The sequence below is a fragment of the uncultured Escherichia sp. genome (genome assembly GCF_948475835.1).
In the GTDB taxonomy this organism is placed as follows: domain Bacteria; phylum Pseudomonadota; class Gammaproteobacteria; order Enterobacterales; family Enterobacteriaceae; genus ECMA0423.
The window spans coordinates 32,193-51,594 of the sequence record NZ_CAOLGM010000015.1; the positions used below are offsets into that span (position 1 = coordinate 32,193).

22 protein-coding genes and 1 pseudogene are annotated in these 19,402 nt (G+C 51.7%); 14 read left to right on the plus strand and 9 right to left on the minus strand.

Annotated features, from left to right (window positions below; genetic code table 11):
- From yqhH to yqhD, 4 genes are all read right to left on the minus strand, one after another.
- Positions 1-258: a lipoprotein YqhH gene (gene yqhH, locus QZF50_RS05165; RefSeq protein WP_000848528.1), complete on the minus strand. Its 258-nt coding sequence runs from the start codon at positions 256-258 to the stop codon at positions 1-3.
- Between the two features lie 50 nt (positions 259-308).
- Positions 309-1,235, minus strand: coding sequence for a YbjP/YqhG family protein (locus QZF50_RS05170; protein WP_000691598.1), 927 nt, complete (start codon positions 1,233-1,235; stop codon positions 309-311).
- A 199-nt stretch (positions 1,236-1,434) separates the two neighbouring features.
- Positions 1,435-2,262, minus strand: a complete 828-nt coding sequence (dkgA, locus tag QZF50_RS05175) for a 2,5-didehydrogluconate reductase DkgA (RefSeq protein WP_000013149.1) — start codon at positions 2,260-2,262, stop codon at positions 1,435-1,437.
- A 104-nt stretch (positions 2,263-2,366) separates the two neighbouring features.
- Positions 2,367-3,530: an alcohol dehydrogenase gene (yqhD, locus tag QZF50_RS05180; protein WP_001058807.1), complete on the minus strand. Its 1,164-nt coding sequence runs from the start codon at positions 3,528-3,530 to the stop codon at positions 2,367-2,369.
- A 193-nt stretch (positions 3,531-3,723) separates the two neighbouring features.
- On the opposite strand from yqhD, the gene yqhC reads away from it, so the two are divergent.
- Positions 3,724-4,623 (plus strand): DNA-binding transcriptional regulator YqhC, encoded by a 900-nt coding sequence (gene yqhC / locus QZF50_RS05185; protein WP_001298382.1) that lies wholly within the window; start codon positions 3,724-3,726, stop codon positions 4,621-4,623.
- Positions 4,624-4,662: 39 nt separating this feature from the next.
- On the opposite strand, the gene yghB is transcribed toward yqhC, so the two are convergent.
- Together yghB and metC are read right to left on the minus strand one after the other, a co-directional pair.
- The gene (gene yghB / locus QZF50_RS05190; protein WP_000268414.1) at positions 4,663-5,322 is read right to left on the minus strand and encodes a DedA family general envelope maintenance protein YghB; all 660 of its coding nucleotides are present in this window, start codon (positions 5,320-5,322) and stop codon (positions 4,663-4,665) included.
- A gap of 139 nt (positions 5,323-5,461) precedes the next feature.
- Positions 5,462-6,649, minus strand: a complete 1,188-nt coding sequence (gene metC / locus QZF50_RS05195; protein ID WP_000763933.1) for a cystathionine beta-lyase — start codon at positions 6,647-6,649, stop codon at positions 5,462-5,464.
- Positions 6,650-6,899: 250 nt separating this feature from the next.
- Here metC and exbB point away from each other — a divergent pair, with 250 nt between their 5' ends.
- Together exbB and exbD are read left to right on the plus strand one after the other, a co-directional pair.
- Positions 6,900-7,634, plus strand: coding sequence for a tol-pal system-associated acyl-CoA thioesterase (gene exbB, locus QZF50_RS05200; RefSeq protein WP_000527844.1), 735 nt, complete (start codon positions 6,900-6,902; stop codon positions 7,632-7,634).
- A gap of 6 nt (positions 7,635-7,640) precedes the next feature.
- Entirely contained in the window at positions 7,641-8,066 is a 426-nt protein-coding gene (gene exbD / locus QZF50_RS05205; protein WP_001240712.1) for a TonB system transport protein ExbD, read from the plus strand.
- Between the two features lie 271 nt (positions 8,067-8,337).
- Here the strand turns inward: exbD and yghA are convergent, their stop codons facing one another.
- Positions 8,338-9,222 carry an NADP(+)-dependent aldehyde reductase gene (yghA, locus tag QZF50_RS05210; protein ID WP_000018758.1) on the minus strand — a complete coding sequence of 295 codons (885 nt, stop codon included), beginning with the start codon at positions 9,220-9,222 and terminating at the stop codon, positions 8,338-8,340.
- Positions 9,223-9,412: 190 nt separating this feature from the next.
- Between yghA and QZF50_RS05215 the strand changes: the two genes are divergently transcribed.
- Positions 9,413-9,907 (plus strand): TIGR00645 family protein, encoded by a 495-nt coding sequence (locus tag QZF50_RS05215; RefSeq protein ID WP_000439331.1) that lies wholly within the window; start codon positions 9,413-9,415, stop codon positions 9,905-9,907.
- Between the two features lie 39 nt (positions 9,908-9,946).
- Here QZF50_RS05215 and gpr read toward each other — a convergent pair whose 3' ends face one another.
- A complete protein-coding gene (gene gpr / locus QZF50_RS05220) occupies positions 9,947-10,987 on the minus strand; it encodes an L-glyceraldehyde 3-phosphate reductase (RefSeq protein ID WP_000262156.1) in 1,041 nt (346 codons plus the stop codon).
- 156 nt (positions 10,988-11,143) lie between these two features.
- On the opposite strand from gpr, the gene yghX reads away from it, so the two are divergent.
- From yghX to hybG, 10 genes are all read left to right on the plus strand, one after another.
- The gene (gene yghX, locus QZF50_RS05225; protein WP_001297303.1) at positions 11,144-12,031 is read left to right on the plus strand and encodes a YghX family hydrolase; all 888 of its coding nucleotides are present in this window, start codon (positions 11,144-11,146) and stop codon (positions 12,029-12,031) included.
- 118 nt (positions 12,032-12,149) lie between these two features.
- A complete protein-coding gene (yghW, locus tag QZF50_RS05230) occupies positions 12,150-12,437 on the plus strand; it encodes a DUF2623 family protein YghW (protein WP_001059136.1) in 288 nt (95 codons plus the stop codon).
- A 188-nt stretch (positions 12,438-12,625) separates the two neighbouring features.
- Positions 12,626-13,744, plus strand: a complete 1,119-nt coding sequence (gene hybO / locus QZF50_RS05235) for a hydrogenase 2 small subunit (protein ID WP_000145410.1) — start codon at positions 12,626-12,628, stop codon at positions 13,742-13,744.
- 2 nt (positions 13,745-13,746) lie between these two features.
- Positions 13,747-14,733, plus strand: coding sequence for a hydrogenase 2 operon protein HybA (hybA, locus tag QZF50_RS05240; RefSeq protein ID WP_001081870.1), 987 nt, complete (start codon positions 13,747-13,749; stop codon positions 14,731-14,733).
- Complete coding sequence (gene hybB / locus QZF50_RS05245; RefSeq protein WP_000017680.1) at positions 14,723-15,901, plus strand: Ni/Fe-hydrogenase cytochrome b subunit; 1,179 nt, start codon at positions 14,723-14,725, stop codon at positions 15,899-15,901. The genes hybA and hybB overlap by 11 nt, the downstream gene beginning before the upstream one ends.
- A complete protein-coding gene (gene hybC, locus QZF50_RS05250; protein ID WP_061892534.1) occupies positions 15,898-17,601 on the plus strand; it encodes a hydrogenase 2 large subunit in 1,704 nt (567 codons plus the stop codon). The genes hybB and hybC overlap by 4 nt, the downstream gene beginning before the upstream one ends.
- Positions 17,601-18,095 carry a HyaD/HybD family hydrogenase maturation endopeptidase gene (locus QZF50_RS05255; protein WP_001221953.1) on the plus strand — a complete coding sequence of 165 codons (495 nt, stop codon included), beginning with the start codon at positions 17,601-17,603 and terminating at the stop codon, positions 18,093-18,095. Before hybC ends, QZF50_RS05255 begins: the two co-directional genes overlap by 1 nt.
- The gene (hybE, locus tag QZF50_RS05260; protein ID WP_000134014.1) at positions 18,088-18,576 is read left to right on the plus strand and encodes a hydrogenase-2 assembly chaperone; all 489 of its coding nucleotides are present in this window, start codon (positions 18,088-18,090) and stop codon (positions 18,574-18,576) included. Before QZF50_RS05255 ends, hybE begins: the two co-directional genes overlap by 8 nt.
- Positions 18,569-18,910: a hydrogenase maturation nickel metallochaperone HypA gene (hypA, locus tag QZF50_RS05265; protein ID WP_000544952.1), complete on the plus strand. Its 342-nt coding sequence runs from the start codon at positions 18,569-18,571 to the stop codon at positions 18,908-18,910. Before hybE ends, hypA begins: the two co-directional genes overlap by 8 nt.
- Before the next feature lie 12 nt (positions 18,911-18,922).
- On the plus strand, positions 18,923-19,171 hold the full coding sequence (hybG, locus tag QZF50_RS05270; RefSeq protein WP_000334896.1) for a hydrogenase maturation factor HybG: 249 nt from the start codon (positions 18,923-18,925) through the stop codon (positions 19,169-19,171).
- 121 nt (positions 19,172-19,292) lie between these two features.
- Here hybG and QZF50_RS05275 read toward each other — a convergent pair.
- A pseudogene (locus QZF50_RS05275) lies at positions 19,293-19,402 on the minus strand (IS110 family transposase); the annotation flags it as partial.

The following is a 19,402-nucleotide window of genomic DNA, read 5'->3' on the forward strand; positions in this document are numbered from 1 at the left end:
TCATTCTGCGTACATACGCAAGCAGCGCAGGCAATCAAAATAGTCCTGAGCATCAAGACGCGTATTGGCTCTGTTAGCTTCGGATTTGGCAGCATAGATTTGTGGGCGTAGTGCTTTCATATCCTGCTCAAGCCGGGCGATTTTGGCATTTAATGTTTGCACATTGCTCGCCAGCTGATTGACCTTTTGCTCATTGACGCAGCCACTGAGCAAGCAGGTTGCCAGAACAACAGCTCCCACGGTGAAAATCGTTTTCATATAGTGTTCCCTTTTATTTATTGTTCCGGCTAATTGTTATTTAATTCAGCTCATTGCTTTAATCTGGCGGCGGTTTTTGCCTCAATCTGCTTAAGTAGGCTGCCGCTGTTCGGGCGGATAAAATCAGCGATTTCCCACTTGCCTTCGCGCCGCTGTAAAACCAGTTCTTGCTCTTCGTTGTTGCCATTGGTCAGCGTAAAACGAACATGAATGCGGGCGGAATCGGCGGTTTTCTCCAGGACTCGAATTTCATCAACGCGTGAAAATAGCGACTCTTCGCCAAAACAGATCGGATTGTCGTAAATAAATTGCCGTTCTATTTGCATATCTTCATCGGGATTATTGGCCGTCTTGAAGGTGGTTTTATAGAAGGCATTAACCGCCTGGCGGTAAGAGTCGGAAACCACCCACGTCCACGGCCAGCTATAATCAGCAATATGTTCAAAGAGTTCGGCAACAAAGGCTTCCGGCTGTTCTTTTTGCAACGAAGCTAAAGCGGCCAGCGTTTTTTCATTCTCGCTATTAACTGCTTGTAAGACGCTGCCATGATTGCTGACAATATCGTCAATGACCCAACGACCATTTTCCGCCACCATTTTCAGTGTCTGCGTGGTCTTTTCTTTATCATCTTTAAAGATACGAAAGCGCACAACGGCATCGGCATGATCGGCGTCAGTTTGGGTTATCGCAACGCTTTCTAGCACCAGATCGCCAAAATCCTGACAATCACAAACCGGATCATAATCCAGCCAGCCAATATTGCCCGGCAGCGTAAGATTGTCGTTCAGGGTAAGCGCCTGTTGAATACGCGCAGAAGTTATCGCCCGCTCTCCGGTTTCACCAAAATAAGGGGCAGTGGCATCTGATTTATAGTTCTGATAAATATGCCGGACTGTTTGTTCTACGGTCAGTGAGGGGGGCTGTGCGTGTACGGTAAAACTTGCCAGGGCTGCTAAAAACAGAAGTATTATTTTCATCTGTTTTTCACCTCTCCGTTGCGTTTATCCCGGATATAGATGAGTTGTTCTTTTAAGAGCTTCCGGCTCTGCATGATGATGTCCTTATATTTGGCATTCCTGAACAAGGAAGAGTAACAACGGGCGGGACGCGAGGGGAATAAATGATTTCTGAAAAGTCCGGTAGCGGAACATTACCGCCACCGGGAGAATTTGCATGTTAGCCGCCGAACTGGTCAGGATCGGGACCGAGACGCTTGCCCTGATCGAGTTTTGCAATTTCGCCGAGTTCGTCTTTGTCGAGACGGAAATCCCAGACATCAAAGTTTTCGGCAATACGTGAAGGTGTGACCGATTTCGGGATCACCACCAGGCCGCTATCCAGATGCCAGCGGATAACAATCTGCGCCGGGGTTTTGCCGTATTTATCTGCCAGATCGCGAATGACTTTCTGATCGAAAACGCCTTTCCCTCCTTGCGCTAATGGGCTCCAGGATTCGGTCTGGATTTTGTGTGTCGCGTTCCAGGCGTGTAGCTGGCGTTGTTGCATCAGCGGATGAAGTTCGATCTGGTTTATCACAGGCGTCACGCCAGTTTCATCAATCAGGCGTTGCAGGTGATGGATCTGGAAGTTGCACACGCCGATGCTTTTGATTAATCCCTCTTTTTGCAATTCGATCATGCCTTTCCATGCTTCGACATAATGGTCGATAGCGGGAACGGGCCAGTGCATTAAGTAGAGGTCGATATAATCAAGCTGGAGTTTTTTCAGGCTGTCGAGCAGGGCTTCGCGGGGGCGCTTGTGGTCGTCGTTCCACAGCTTAGTGGTGATGAACAGTTCTTCTCTGTTGACTGAGGCATTTTTCAGGGCTTTGCCGACACCTTCTTCGTTCTTGTAGGCCGCGGCGGTATCAATCGAGCGATAACCCACTTCTAACGCTTTTTGAATGGCGGTGATTACTTCCTCATTACTTGCTTGCCAGACGCCCAGTCCCAGCTGGGGCATGACATTGCCATCCTGTAGCTTAATAACGGTTGGATTAGCCATACGTTCCTCCTTTATATGAACTCACCGGAGCAGGCTCCGGTGAGGTGTTGTGAACTTAAGTCTGGACGAAATGCCCGAAAACGAAAGTTTGAGGCGTAAAAAGCTTAGCGGGCGGCTTCGTATATACGGCGGCTGACATCCAGCGTAATGTCATGATTTTCGCCCAGTTGGGTCATGCCGTGCTCTTCCAGTTTTTTCAGCAAAGCCGGGATGGAGCTGCCGTCCAGACCGTAGTCGGAGAGGTGGGTCGGCACGCCTAATTGCTCAAAGAAATTGCGGGTTGCGGCAATCGCGGCGTCAATACGCTCATCGTCGGAACCTTCAGTGATGTTCCAGACGCGTTCAGCATATTGCAGCAGCTTAGCGCGCTTGGTCTCGCGTTTTTCATTCCACAGTGCAGGCAGGACGATAGCCAGTGTTTGCGCGTGATCCAGACCGTGCATCGCAGTCAGTTCGTGGCCCAGCATATGCGTTGCCCAGTCCTGCGGTACGCCAGCGCCAATCAAACCGTTCAGCGCCTGAGTCGCCGCCCACATGACGTTGGCGCGCACATCGTAGTTTTCTGGCTCTTTCAGGGCTTTCGGACCATCTTCGATTAGCGTCAGCAAAATGCCTTCTGCGAAACGGTCCTGAATTTTGGCATCAACCGGTTTGGTAACATACTGTTCCACGGTGTGTACAAAGGCGTCCACTACGCCGTTAGCCACCTGACGCGGCGGCAGGGTGTAGGTATAAACCGGATCGAGCACGGCAAATACCGGCTGAACATGGGCAGAATGGAACGCCTGCTTGTCGCCTGTGGTTTTACGGGAGATCACCGCGCCTGCGTTGGATTCTGAACCGGTTGCTGGCAGCGTCAGCACACAGCCCATCGGGATGGCGCTTTTAATCTCTTTACCGCCCGTTTGCAGAATGTGCCACGGATCGATATTTTCCGGATAGTTAGCCGCTGCGGCGATAAATTTGGTGCCGTCCAGTACAGAACCGCCGCCAACCGCCAGCAGGAAAGTCACTTTCTGTTCGCGAACCAGTTTCACGGCGTTCATCAGCGTTTCATAAGCCGGGTTTGGCTCAATACCGCCAAATTCCAGCACGTCCATGCCTTTCAGGGCATCCAGAACTTGATCGAGAACGCCGGTTTTTTTCACGCTGCCGCCACCGTAGGTAATCAATACGCGAGCATCGTGAGGAATTTGTTCGCGTAAACCAGCGATTGCGCCTTTACCAAACAGAATGCGGGTTGGGGTGTGCAGATTAAAGTTGTTCATTACTTGCTCCCTTTGCTGGGCCAATATGAGGGCAGAGAACGATCTGCCTGATGTTTTTCATTGTGATCGCCAGCGCCCTGGCTCTCAATGCTCATTTCTGCCAATGTCTTGCCTATTTCTCCAGAGTGCTGGAGAAATGCTACAAAATTGCGCACAATCAAATTGCCGCATTATTCCTAAGAAATTACGCGATATGAAACGTGAAGAGATTTGCCGCTTGCTGGCGGATAAAGTTAATAAACTGAAAAATAAAGAAAATAGTTTGTCAGAACTGTTGCCCGATGTGCGTTTGTTGTATGGCGAGACGCCTTTCGCACGTACACCGGTGATGTACGAGCCTGGCATCATAATTCTCTTTTCCGGGCATAAAATCGGTTATATCAATGAACGCGTGTTTCGTTATGATGCCAATGAATACCTGCTGCTGACGGTGCCGTTGCCGTTTGAGTGCGAAACCTATGCCACGTCAGAGGTGCCGCTGGCAGGGTTGCGTCTCAATGTCGATATTTTGCAGTTACAGGAACTGTTGATGGACATTGGCGAAGATGAGCATTTCCAGCCGTCGATGGCAGCCAGCGGGATTAACTCCGCCACGTTATCAGAAGAGATTTTATGCGCGGCGGAGCGGTTACTCGACGTGATGGAGCGACCACTGGATGCGCGTATTCTCGGCAAACAGATCATCCGCGAAATTCTGTACTACGTGCTGACCGGACCTTGCGGCGGCGCGTTACTGGCGCTGGTCAGTCGCCAGACTCACTTCAGTCTGATTAGCCGCGTGCTGAAACGGATTGAGAATAAATACACCGAAAACCTGAGCGTCGAGCAACTGGCGGCAGAAGCCAACATGAGCGTATCGGCGTTCCACCATAATTTTAAGTCTGTCACCAGCACCTCGCCGTTGCAGTATTTGAAGAATTACCGTCTGCATAAGGCGCGGATGATGATCATCCATGACGGCATGAAGGCCAGCGCAGCAGCGATGCGCGTCGGCTATGAAAGCGCATCGCAATTTAGCCGTGAGTTTAAACGTTACTTCGGTGTGACGCCGGGGGAAGATGCGGCAAGAATGCGGGCGATGCAGGGGAATTAAATACGTTCCCGGTACAGCAGCCGGGAACGGGGAAAATCGTCAGGCGTTACAGTATTTTTTTTTAATCACCACAAACAGCGTGCCTAACAAGCCAGCGGTTAACAAGGCAATTGGCAGGATCATCAGGAACGTCATTACCTGATCTTCATGGCGTTTAACGAACGGAATCATACTTAAGGCATAGCCAAAACTGATTACCACGCTGACCCACAGCAATCCACTTAACCAGTTGAAAAACTGGAAGCGGCGGTTTGGCAGACCGGAAATTCCCGCCATGGTTGGCAGCAGCGTACGGACAAATGCAAGAAAACGTCCAGCCAGCAGCGCCAGCAGACCGTGGCGGTCAAACATGCAGGTGGCGCGCTGGTGATATTTAGCAGGAAGCTGTGCCAGCCAGCCTTTCACCGTTTTGGTATTCCCTAACCAGCGCCCCTGAATATAACTTAGCCAGCAGCCCAGACTTGCTGCGGCGGTCAGAATCGCAATCGTAGGCAGAAAATCCATAACCCCTTGGGCAATCAATGCGCCTGCCAGTATCAACAAGCTGTCGCCTGGCAAAAATGAGGCGGGCAGCAGGCCGTTTTCTAAAAACAGCGTGGCAAACATGACAAAGTAAACAACGCTAACAATATGAGGATCCGCCAGCGCGGCAAAGTCGTGTTGCCAGAGCGCAGCGATGATATCTTGAATAACAGCCATGGACTTTCCTGTGGAACAGCGTTTAAGCCTTTATCTGCCTATTGTACTCCTGATTCGTCCGGGACGCCTTGATCCCGGACGCAACAATTTAAGACTTTTCACAATTAAATGTCTGCAAAATTGTCCAAAAGTGGCAATGTTATACAATTCGCGCAAAACCGGCGTCCAGATCGGCAATCAGATCGTCGACATCTTCCAGACCAATATGCAGGCGAATCAAGGTCCCGCTAAAATCGATCTCGCCTTGTGGGCGAATGGCGGCGATATGTTCTGGTTGATTCGCCAGGATCAACGATTCATACCCGCCCCACGAGTAGGCCATGCTGAATAAACTGAAGTTATCCAGATAGTTCGCCAGCTCTTCATTACTGAGTTTTTTCTTAAGCACAAAGGAAAATAGCCCGCTGCTGCCTGTAAAGTCTCGTTTCCAGAATTCGTGGCCTTTACTGCCAGGCAGAGCAGGGTGGTTAACTCGCGCAACTTGCGGATGTTCTGCCAGCCATTCAGCCACTTTCAGACTGCTTTCATGATGTTGACGCAAACGCACACCTAATGTGCGCAGGCCACGGCTGGTTATATAGGCGGTATCGGCATCGACCATCTGGCCCATCAGATAGGCGTTTTCCCGTAGCTGCTCCCAGCAACGGGCATTGCACACGGCAGTGCCAATCATCGCATCTGAATGCCCAACCAGATATTTGGTGGCGGCTTGAATAGAAACATCGATGCCAAAATCCAGCGCCTTAAACAGCACACCGGCTGCCCAGGTGTTGTCGATCATAATGATGGCATCCGGCGCCACACTGCGTACGGCGGCAACAATCGCCGGAACGTCGTGGACTTCCATGGTGATGGAGCCTGGCGATTCCAGAAACACGATTTTAGTGTTTGGCTGCAGATGCTTAACGATATCGGCACCAATCAGCGGATCAAACCACGATGTCGTTACGCCCAGTTTGCTGAGGATTTTGCTACAGAAATCCTGACTCGGTTCATAGGCGGTGTTGGTCATCAGCACATGATCGCCCTGTTCGACAAAAGCAAGAATGGAATTAGCAACCGCCGCCGCCCCGCAGGGAAATAGCACGCAGCCTGCGCCACCTTCCAGTTCACACATCGCTTGTTGTAAGGAGAAATGGGTTAACGTTCCACGCCGTCCATAGAACAACTCACCATTGGCGCGATTGCGCGTCGCGTGTTTTTTGGCTTCCACACTGTCAAAGACCAGCGAAGAAGCGCGCTGAATCACGCTATTTACCGCGCCGAGAGTGTATTTTTTGCTGCGTCCTGCATTCACCAGTTGAGTATCAAGCTTTTTGTCCGCCATCTCGGGATTCCTGTTTTTATACGTCTGGATGTCTAAACTAGCATGAATATTTGCGGGCGCATCCTGAAGAATTGGCATAAAGCAGAAAATTTTCGCAAATGGCGTGCTGGTGACTTTTTACTGCGTAAACGCAAGGAAAAGAAAGCAAAGGTACGGCAGTATGCAAATAGTAATGAGAACGACTATCAATTCGACGTCGTTTTGATATTATTATGCGCAGATTTTGTGACTTGCGTCCTGGAGATACACAGTGGGTAATAATTTAATGCAGACGGACCTTTCCGTCTGGGGTATGTATCAGCACGCCGATATTGTCGTTAAGTGCGTGATGATTGGGCTTATTTTGGCCTCCGTAGTCACCTGGGCAATCTTCTTCAGTAAGAGCGTAGAGTTCTTCAATCAGAAGCGTCGCCTTAAGCGCGAGCAGCAACTGCTGGCTGAAGCGCGTTCCTTAAACCAGGCCAACGATATCGCCGCTGATTTTGGTAGCAAAAGCTTAAGCCTGCATTTGCTCAATGAAGCGCAGAATGAGCTGGAACTGTCAGAAGGCAGCGACGATAACGAAGGTATTAAAGAACGTACCAGCTTCCGTCTGGAGCGTCGGGTCGCCGCAGTGGGTCGTCAAATGGGCCGCGGTAACGGCTATCTGGCAACCATCGGCGCGATTTCTCCGTTCGTTGGTCTGTTTGGTACGGTCTGGGGCATCATGAACAGCTTTATTGGTATCGCGCAAACGCAGACCACTAACCTGGCAGTCGTTGCGCCGGGTATCGCAGAAGCTCTGTTAGCAACGGCAATCGGCCTCGTGGCAGCGATTCCTGCGGTCGTTATCTATAACGTATTTGCACGCCAGATTGGCGGCTTTAAAGCGATGCTGGGTGATGTTGCAGCGCAGGTATTGTTGCTGCAAAGCCGTGACCTGGATCTGGAAGCCAGCGCCGCTGCGCATCCGGTTCGTGTCGCACAAAAATTACGCGCAGGATAATGTCCGATGGCAATGCATCTTAACGAAAACCTCGACGATAACGGCGAAATGCATGATATCAACGTGACGCCGTTTATCGACGTGATGTTGGTTCTGCTGATTATCTTTATGGTGGCGGCACCGTTAGCGACGGTAGATGTGAAGGTGAACTTGCCTGCTTCTACCAGCACGCCGCAGCCGCGCCCGGAAAAACCGGTTTATCTGTCGGTGAAGGCAGACAACTCGATGTTTATCGGTAACGATCCGGTCACCGATGAAACAATGATTACGGCGTTGAATGCGTTAACCGAAGGCAAGAAAGACACCACCATCTTCTTCCGAGCGGATAAAACCGTCGATTACGAGACGTTGATGAAGGTAATGGATACGCTGCATCAGGCGGGTTACCTGAAGATAGGTCTGGTCGGCGAAGAAACCGCCAAAGCGAAGTAAAGTAGAATTGCCTGATGCGCTACGCTCATCAGGCCTACAATATCTATTGCAACATGTTGAATCTTCGTGCGTTTGTAGGCCGGATAAGGCGTTCACGCCGCATCCGGCATTAGGTGCTCAATGCCTGATGCGCTACGCTTATCAGGCCTATAAAATCTATTGCAACATGTTGAATCTTCATGCGTTTGTAGGCGGATAAGGCGTTTTCGCCACATCAGGTAAGAGTGAATTCACAATGATGCCCGGTTGCTTTTCACAACCGGGCATTTTTTTAACCTAAATGCTCGCCGCCGCACACACCGTGCACTTCTGCGGTGACGTAGCTCGACTCCTGACTTGCCAGATAAACATATACAGGGGCCAGTTCCGCCGGTTGCCCCGCACGCTTCATCGGCGTTTTCTGACCAAACTGCGGGATCTTATCCTGCGTTTGTCCGCCGGAAATTTGCAGTGCTGTCCAGATCGGGCCTGGCGCGACAATATTCACCCGAATACCTTTCTCCGCGACCTGTTTTGCCAGGCCACGGCTGTAGTTCAGAATCGCCGCCTTCGTAGCCGCATAGTCCAGTAAATGCGGACTTGGCTGGTATGCCTGGATTGACGAAGTGGTGATGATACTTGCACCTTTCGGTAGCAGGGGGATCGCTTCCTGGGTTAGCCAGAACAGCGCGAAAACGTTAATGGCAAAGGTCTTTTGAAACTGTTCGCTGGTGAGGTCTGCAATATCCGGAATGGCAACCTGTTTCCCGGCGACCAGCGCCATAATATCCAGCCCGCCTAACGCCTTGTGCGCTTCGTGAACCAGCGAACGGGCGAATTTCTCATCGCTTAAATCGCCTGGCAGCAGAACGGCTTTGCGTCCGCATTCTTCAATGATCTTTTTCACATCCTGAGCGTCTTCTTCTTCCACGGGAAGATAACTGATCGCCACGTCAGCCCCTTCACGCGCGTAAGCGATGGCGGCAGCGCGACCTATTCCGGAATCGCCCCCTGTCACCAGTGCTTTACGATCTTTCAGGCGACCGCTACCAACATAGGTTTTCTCGCCGCAATCCGGTACCGGTGTCATCTTCGCCTGGATGCCTGGCGTCGGTTGTTTCTGTTTGGGATATTCACCAGTGTAATACTGCGTGGTCGGGTCTTTTAAATGAGACATCGTTTTTCTCCCTTCAGGTTCAACGTCCTTTAAGGGTAGACGCTCTCGATGCGTTGATAAGGGAACCAGGAAGATCCCTAAACCTCAGAATTATGCGACAAAGGTTTAACGTATATGTTGATTTGCTGTTGCGTGCTGTTTACTCAATTGCGATATACTGTTGCCCGTTTTAACTACACGACAGGAATGTATGGAACGTTTTCTTGAAAATGCAATGTATGCTTCTCGCTGGCTGCTTGCCCCCGTGTACTTTGGCCTTTCGCTGGCGTTAGTTGCCCTGGCGCTGAAGTTCTTCCAGGAGATTATTCACGTACTGCCGAATATCTTCTCGATGGCGGAATCAGATTTGATCCTCGTGTTGCTGTCGCTGGTGGATATGACGCTGGTTGGCGGTTTGCTGGTGATGGTGATGTTTTCCGGTTATGAGAATTTCGTCTCACAGCTGGATATCTCCGAGAACAAAGAGAAGCTGAACTGGCTGGGGAAAATGGACGCAACGTCGCTGAAAAACAAAGTAGCAGCGTCGATTGTGGCAATTTCTTCCATTCACCTACTGCGCGTCTTTATGGATGCGAAAAATGTCCCGGATAACAAACTGATGTGGTACGTCATTATCCATCTGACGTTTGTGCTTTCTGCATTTGTGATGGGCTATCTTGACCGACTGACTCGTCATAATCACTGATCTGATTCGGGCGCGGTTCGCGCGCCCGTTATTAACAGGTCATTTATCGGACGACGCCTGCCACAGATTCAGCTCGCCATCGGCGATATGCTGATCAATCTGCGCCAGCTCCTCGGTGCTAAATGTCAGATTATTCAGCGCCTGCACGTTCTCCTCAAGTTGCTCCGCGCGGCTGGCACCAATCAATACCGACGTCACTCGCTCATCTTTCAGCAACCAACTTAACGCCATTTGCGCCATTGATTGTCCACGCTGCTGTGCCATTTCATTCAATAAGCGCAGGCTGTTGAGGTTGGCTTCGGTAAGCATTTTCGGTGTCAGACCACGAACTTTATTCCCTTCACGATACATCCGTGAATCTTGCGGAATGCCGTTGAGATATTTTCCGGTCAGCAATCCCTGAGCCAGAGGAGTAAAGGCAATACAGCCCACGCCGTTATTTTGCAGGGTATCCAGCAGGCCGCTTTTATCCACCCAGCGGTTCAGTAAATTGTACGAAGGTTGATGAATTAAAAGCGGAATTTTCCACTCGTGCAGCAACTCGACCATTTTTTGCGTCCGCTCTGGCGAGTAAGAGGAGATCCCGACATACAGCGCCTTACCGCTTTGTACCGCATGAGCCAGCGCAGAGGCGGTTTCTTCCATCGGCGTATTTTCATCGACGCGATGAGAGTAAAAGATATCGACATACTCAAGCCCCATACGCTTCAGGCTTTGGTCGAGGCTGGCGAGCAGGTATTTACGTGAACCGCCAGAGCCGTAAGGGCCGGGCCACATATCGTAGCCAGCCTTGGTAGAGATAATCAGTTCATCGCGATAAGCGGCAAAATCCTCCCGCAGCAGGCGACCAAAGTTCTCTTCTGCGCTTCCTGGAGGCGGCCCGTAATTGTTGGCTAAATCAAAGTGCGTAATGCCCAAATCAAACGCTTTACGCAGGATCGCACGCTGTGATTCCAGCGCGTTAACGTGACCGAAATTGTGCCATAAACCGAGCGATAACGCGGGCAGGCGTAAACCGCTTTTTCCGCAATAGCGGTATTGCATCTGCCCGTAACGTTCGGGATTCGCTAACCAGACCATGACCTCTCCTTTCCACCGTTCAATTTCGAAACAATGTTTCTAGTTTAGCGATTCGCCAGCGCGTATCCCGTAGTCTGGCTCACAGAGTGACGAAAAACTGGGCAAAAACACGTGCTTATGCTTTGCTTAAAAAAACACCAGTTGAGGAGTGCAACGATGCCGCGTTTAACCGCCAAAGATTTCCCACAAGAGTTGTTGGATTACTACGACTATTACGCTCACGGGAAAATCTCGAAACGTGAGTTCCTCAACCTTGCGGCGAAGTATGCGGTGGGCGGGATGACGGCATTAGCGTTGTTTGATTTGCTCAAGCCAAATTATGCGCTGGCGACTCAGGTAGAGTTTACCGACCCGGAGATTGTTGCTGAGTACATCACGTATCCTTCGCCAAATGGTCACGGCGAGGTACGGGGTTATCTGGTGAAACCCGCAAAAATGAGCGGCAAAACGCCAGCCGTGGTAGTGGTGCATGAGAATCGTGGACTGAATCCGTATATCGAAGATGTGGCACGGCGAGTGGCGAAGGCGGGGTATATCGCCCTGGCACCTGACGGCTTAAGTTCCGTTGGAGGTTATCCGGGAAATGATGATAAAGGTCGTGAGCTGCAACAGCAGGTTGATCCAACCAAACTGATGAATGATTTCTTTGCCGCAATTGAGTTTATGCAACGCTATCCGCAAGCGGCAGGCAAAGTGGGTATTACCGGATTTTGCTATGGCGGTGGCGTATCGAACGCGGCGGCTGTCGCGTATCCGGAACTGGCCTGCGCGGTGCCGTTTTATGGTCGTCAGGCACCCACTGCCGATGTGGCGAAGATTGAAGCGCCTTTACTACTCCACTTCGCGGAACTGGACACCCGAATCAACGAGGGCTGGCCTGCTTACGAGGCGGCGTTGAAAGCCAATAATAAGGTTTATGAGGCGTATATCTATCCGGGGGTTAATCACGGATTCCATAATGATTCCACGCCCCGTTATGACAAATCTGCCGCCGATCTTGCCTGGCAAAGGACACTGAAATGGTTCGATAAATATCTCTCCTGATAGGTTTATCTCTTACTGGATTACGTCTTAAACAAGCATGAAAAAATAGCGTGCGCAAAAGTCGTTCTTTGCCTAAAATATCGCTATATATGGCGATATATAGCGAATGAGGTGAACGATGAATAACCATTTTGGTAAAGGCTTAATGGCGGGATTAAAAGCAACGCATGCCGACAGTGCGGTTAATGTGACAAAATTCTGTGCCGATTATAAACGCGGTTTTGTATTAGGCTACTCACACCGGATGTACGAAAAGACCGGAGATCGCCAGCTTAGCGCCTGGGAAGCGGGTATTCTGACGCGCCGCTATGGACTGGATAAAGAGATGGTAATGGATTTCTTTCGTGAGAATAATTCCTGTTCTACGTTGCGCTTTTTTATGGCCGGTTATCGCCTCGAAAATTGATCAAACATACGTATTATCTTGCTTTAATTAATTACACTAATGCTTCTTCCCTTCGTTTTAGCGCCCCGCCGCAGTATCATGATATCGATAACCATAATAAATGTGTGGTAAATGGCGCATCGATCGCATTATTGATTTTGCGATTGAGGCAAAATATATGCCAGGTCTTCGCAACGGAATAACTATAAATGACTGGAGATAACACCCTCATCCATTCTCACGGCATTAACCGTCGTGATTTCATGAAGCTTTGTGCAGCATTAGCCGCCACCATGGGGTTAAGTAGCAAAGCCGCTGCAGAGATGGCCGAATCGGTTACTAACCCGCAGCGTCCGCCAGTTATCTGGATTGGCGCGCAGGAGTGCACCGGTTGTACGGAATCTCTGCTTCGTGCAACGCATCCAACGGTAGAAAACCTCGTGCTGGAGACTATCTCTCTGGAGTATCACGAAGTGCTTTCCGCCGCCTTCGGTCATCAGGTCGAAGAGAACAAACATAACGCACTTGAGAAGTACAAAGGGCAGTATGTGTTGGTTGTGGATGGTTCCATCCCATTAAAAGATAACGGTATTTATTGCATGGTTGCTGGTGAGCCGATTGTGGATCACATCCGCAAAGCGGCAGAAGGCGCAGCAGCGATTATCGCTATCGGTTCCTGCTCTGCGTGGGGCGGTGTTGCCGCAGCTGGAGTTAACCCAACTGGCGCAGTCAGCCTGCAAGAAGTTCTGCCAGGCAAAACCGTTATCAATATTCCGGGCTGCCCGCCGAACCCGCACAACTTCCTCGCTACCGTTGCGCACATCATCACTTACGGCAAACCGCCGAAACTGGATGACAAAAATCGTCCGACCTTCGCCTATGGCCGTCTGATTCACGAACACTGCGAACGTCGCCCGCACTTCGATGCTGGTCGTTTTGCCAAAGAGTTCGGTGATGAAGGCCACCGTGAAGGCTGGTGCCTGTACCACCTCGGCTGTAAAGGGCCAGAAACTTACGGCAACTGCTCAACGCTGCAATTCTGCGATGTTGGCGGCGTGTGGCCGGTAGCGATTGGTCACCCATGCTATGGCTGTAACGAAGAAGGTATCGGCTTCCATAAAGGCATCCATCAGCTTGCCAACGTCGAAAATCAGACTCCGCGTTCACAGAAACCGGATGTTAACGCTAAAGAGGGCGGCAACGTCTCTGCAGGCGCTATTGGTTTGCTCGGCGGTGTGGTTGGGTTGGTTGCCGGTGTCAGCGTGATGGCGGTGCGTGAACTGGGTCGTCAGCAAAAGAAAGATAACGCTGACTCACGGGGAGAATAACCGTGAACAGACGTAATTTTATTAAAGCAGCCTCCTGCGGGGCATTGCTGACGGGCGCGCTGCCGTCTGTCAGTCATGCGGCTGCTGAAAACCGCCCGCCAATTCCGGGATCGCTGGGGATGTTGTACGACTCGACCTTGTGCGTAGGCTGCCAGGCTTGCGTCACCAAGTGTCAGGATATCAATTTCCCTGAACGTAACCCGCAAGGGGAACAGACCTGGTCGAACAACGACAAACTGTCGCCGTATACCAATAACATCATTCAGGTGTGGACCAGCGGCACAGGGGTCAACAAAGACCAGGAGGAGAACGGCTACGCGTACATTAAGAAACAGTGTATGCACTGCGTCGATCCGAACTGTGTCTCTGTGTGCCCGGTCTCTGCACTGAAAAAAGATCCGAAAACCGGCATTGTCCATTACGACAAAGACGTGTGCACCGGTTGCCGTTACTGCATGGTCGCCTGTCCGTACAACGTGCCGAAGTACGACTACAACAACCCGTTTGGTGCGCTGCATAAGTGCGAGCTGTGCAACCAGAAAGGTGTGGAACGTCTCGATAAAGGCGGTCTGCCTGGCTGCGTAGAAGTGTGCCCGGCGGGCGCGGTGATTTTCGGTACGCGTGAAGAGCTGATGGCGGAGGCGAAAAAACGTCTGGCGCTGAAGCCTGGCAGCGAATACCACTATCCGCGTCAGACGCTGAAATCTGGCGACACTTACCTGCATACGGTGCCGAAATATTATCCGCATCTGTACGGCGAGAAAGAGGGCGGCGGTACTCAGGTTCTGGTACTGACGGGTGTGCCTTATGAAAATCTCGACCTGCCGAAACTGGACGATCTTTCTACCGGTGCGCGTTCCGAAAATATTCAACACACCCTGTATAAAGGCATGATGCTACCACTGGCTGTGCTGGCGGGCTTAACCGTGCTGGTTCGTCGCAACACCAAAAACGACCATCACGACGGAGGAGACGATCATGAGTCATGATCCAAAACCGCTGGGCGGCAAAATCATCAGTAAACCGGTCATGATTTTTGGACCGTTAATCGTCATCTGTATGCTCCTGATTGTGAAGCGTCTGGTGTTCGGTCTGGGCTCTGTCTCCGACCTGAACGGCGGCTTTCCGTGGGGCGTGTGGATCGCGTTTGACCTGCTGATCGGCACTGGCTTTGCCTGTGGCGGCTGGGCGCTGGCGTGGGCGGTATACGTCTTTAACCGTGGGCAATACCATCCGCTGGTGCGTCCGGCGCTGTTGGCGAGTCTGTTTGGTTACTCACTGGGTGGCTTGTCGATCACTATCGACGTGGGTCGCTACTGGAACCTGCCGTACTTCTACATTCCGGGTCACTTCAACGTGAACTCGGTACTGTTCGAGACGGCGGTCTGTATGACCATCTACATCGGCGTGATGGCTCTGGAGTTTGCTCCGGCACTGTTTGAACGTCTGGGCTGGAAGGTGTCGCTACAGCGTCTGAACAAGGTGATGTTCTTCATCATCGCGCTCGGTGCGTTGCTGCCGACCATGCACCAGTCTTCAATGGGGTCGCTGATGATCTCGGCGGGCTACAAGGTGCATCCGCTGTGGCAGAGCTATGAAATGTTGCCGCTGTTCTCGCTGCTGACGGCGTTCATCATGGGCTTCTCGATTGTCATCTTTGAAGGTTCACTGGTGCAGGCGGGTCTGCGTGGCAACGGTCCGGATGAAAAGAGCCTGTTCGTCAAGCTGACCAACACCATCAGTGTGTTGCTGGCGATTTTCATCGTGCTGCGCTTTGGCGAGCTTATCTATCGCGACAAGCTGTCGTTAGCGTTTGCCGGTGACTTCTACTCCGTGATGTTCTGGATTGAAGTCCTGCTGATGCTCTTCCCGCTGGTCGTTCTGCGTGTGGCGAAGCTGCGTAATGATTCCCGCATGCTGTTCCTGTCAGCACTGAGCGCACTGTTAGGTTGTGCAACCTGGCGTCTGACCTATTCGCTGGTGGCATTCAACCCGGGCGGCGGTTACGCCTACTTCCCGACCTGGGAAGAACTGTTGATTTCTATTGGTTTTGTGGCTATTGAGATTTGCGCTTACATCGTACTCATTCGTCTACTGCCGATACTTCCTCCTTTAAAACAAAACGATCATAATCGTCATGAGGCGAGCAAAGCATGAGCCAGAGAATTACTATTGATCCGGTAACCCGTATTGAGGGGCATTTACGCATCGATTGCGAAATCGAAAATGGCGTCGTTTCGAAAGCATGGGCTTCCGGTACCATGTGGCGCGGCATGGAAGAGATCGTGAAAAACCGCGATCCGCGCGATGCATGGATGATTGTGCAACGTATCTGTGGCGTATGTACTACCACTCACGCGCTGTCTTCCGTTCGTGCGGCAGAAAGTGCGCTGAATATCGACGTTCCGGTTAACGCGCAATACATCCGTAACATCATTCTGGCTGCGCACACCACGCATGACCATATCGTTCATTTCTATCAGCTTTCGGCGCTGGACTGGGTGGATATCACTTCTGCACTGCAAGCTGACCCAACCAAAGCCTCCGAAATGCTGAAAGGCGTTTCGACCTGGCATCTGAACAGCCCGGAAGAGTTCACCAAAGTTCAGAACAAGATCAAAGATCTGGTTGCCAGCGGTCAGTTGGGTATTTTCGCTAATGGCTACTGGGGTCACCCAGCGATGAAACTGCCGCCGGAAGTGAACCTGATTGCGGTAGCGCACTACCTGCAGGCGCTGGAGTGCCAGCGTGACGCTAACCGCGTCGTGGCGCTGCTGGGCGGTAAAACGCCGCACATTCAGAACCTGGCAGTGGGTGGTGTCGCGAACCCAATCAACCTCGACGGGTTGGGCGTGTTGAACCTTGAGCGCCTGATGTACATCAAGTCTTTCATCGACAAACTGAGCGACTTTGTTGAGCAGGTTTATAAGGTTGATACCGCGGTTATCGCCGCGTTCTACCCGGAATGGCTGACGCGCGGTAAAGGTGCGGTGAACTACCTGAGCGTGCCGGAATTCCCGACCGACAGCAAAAACGGCAGCTTCCTGTTCCCGGGCGGCTACATTGAGAATGCGGATCTGTCCTCGTATCGTCCGATCACTTCTCATTCCGATGAATACCTGATCAAAGGCATTCAGGAAAGCGCGAAGCACTCCTGGTATAAAGACGAAGCGCCACAGGCGCCGTGGGAAGGTACCACCATTCCGGCTTATGATGGTTGGTCTGACGACGGGAAATATTCCTGGGTGAAATCACCGACTTTCTACGGCAAAACGGTAGAAGTGGGTCCGCTGGCTAATATGCTGGTGAAACTGGCGGCAGGTCGAGAATCTACCCAGAACAAACTGAATGAAATCGTTGCGATTTATCAGAAACTGACTGGTAACACGCTGGAAGTGGCGCAACTGCACTCTACGCTGGGCCGTATTATTGGTCGTACCGTTCACAGCTGCGAATTGCAGGATATCCTGCAAAACCAATACAGTGCACTGATCACCAATATCGGCAAAGGCGATCACACCACCTTCGTGAAACCGAACATTCCGGCAACGGGTGAGTTCAAAGGTGTTGGCTTCCTCGAAGCGCCGCGCGGTATGCTCTCTCACTGGATGGTGATCAAAGACGGTATCATCAGCAACTACCAGGCAGTTGTTCCATCAACCTGGAACTCTGGTCCGCGTAACTTCAATGATGACGTCGGTCCTTACGAGCAGTCGCTGGTGGGTACACCGGTTGCTGATCCGAATAAACCGCTGGAAGTGGTGCGTACCATTCACTCCTTCGACCCGTGCATGGCCTGTGCGGTACACGTAGTGGATGCTGACGGCAACGAAGTGGTTTCAGTGAAGGTTCTGTAATGCGTATTTTAGTCTTAGGGGTCGGCAATATTTTGCTGACCGATGAAGCCATCGGTGTGCGGATTGTTGAAGCGTTAGAGCAACGATACATTCTGCCGGATTATGTTGAGATCCTCGATGGCGGCACGGCGGGAATGGAGCTGCTTGGCGACATGGCAAATCGCGATCATCTGATTATTGCGGATGCCATTGTGTCGAAGAAGAGCGCGCCGGGAACGATGATGATCCTGCGGGATGAAGAAGTTCCGGCGTTGTTTACCAACAAAATCTCTCCGCATCAGCTTGGCCTGGCCGACGTCTTGTCGGCCCTGCGCTTCACCGGCGAGTTTCCGAAAAAGCTGACCCTGGTCGGCGTGATCCCGGAATCGCTGGAGCCACACATCGGCTTAACGCCGACGGTTGAAGCAATGATTGAACCTGCGCTTGAGCAGGTTCTGGCTGCGCTGCGCGAATCAGGCGTGGAAGCCATCCCACGGGAGGCGATTCATGACTGAAGAGATAGCAGGTTTCCAGACCTCCCCGAAGGCGCAAGTACAGGCAGCGTTTGAAGAAATTGCCCGGCGTTCGATGCACGATCTCTCTTTTCTGCATCCTTCAATGCCGGTGTATGTTTCTGATTTTACGCTGTTCGAAGGTCAGTGGACGGGGTGTGTGATCACCCCGTGGATGCTGAGTGCAGTTATCTTCCCCGGCCCGGATCAACTCTGGCCGCTGCGCAAAGTGAGTGAAAAAATTGGTCTGCAACTGCCGTATGGCACCATGACCTTTACCGTTGGCGAACTGGACGGTGTTTCGCAATACCTCTCCTGTTCGCTGATGTCACCGCTTTCGCACAGTATGTCGATTGAAGAGGGCCAACGCCTGACGGATGACTGCGCACGAATGATCCTTTCGCTGCCAGTCACGAATCCGGATGTACCACACGCAGGGCGTCGCGCCCTGCTGTTTGGTCGCAGGAGTGGCGAAAATGCATGAGTTGTCGCTTTGCCAGAGCGCCGTTGAAATTATCCAACGGCAGGCGGAGCAGCACGATGTTAAGCGCGTCACCGCCGTGTGGCTGGAAATTGGCGCGCTCTCCTGCGTTGAGGAGAGCGCCGTCCGTTTTAGTTTTGAAATTGTCTGCCACGGAACGGTGGCGCAAGGGTGCGATTTACATATCGTCTATAAACCCGCCCAGGCCTGGTGCTGGGATTGCAGCCAGGTGGTGGAGATTCATCAGCACGATGCGCAGTGTCCGATCTGTCATGGCGAGCGGTTGCGTGTCGATACCGGCGATTCGCTGATCGTCAAAAGTATTGAAGTTGAATAACCGGAGTTAATAATGTGTATTGGCGTTCCAGGCCAGGTGCTGGCTGTCGGTGAAGATATTCACCAGCTTGCGCAGGTTGAAGTATGTGGTATCAAGCGCGACGTGAATATCGCCCTGATTTGTGAAGGTAACCCTGCCGATCTGCTGGGCCAGTGGGTGCTGGTACACGTCGGATTTGCCATGAGCATCATCGACGAAGATGAAGCCAAAGCCACATTAGACGCACTGCGCCAAATGGATTACGACATTACCAGCGCGTGATGATTAGCTTTCGTAGATACTGTTATGGCCTGCAAGTTTTTTCCTGGTCCGGTTTCCCGGATTGCAGGCATGCCAGACACAGCGCCGTCAGGCGCTGTTTTTTTCATCCCTTCCGCGATTTTTACGCCGCTACCGGATTATGCCGTGACGCATCGAACGCCACGCCTGACTTCAGCACTCCATACGCCACCTGTGCCAGCTTGCGCATCATCGCGCCGAGAATCACCTTTC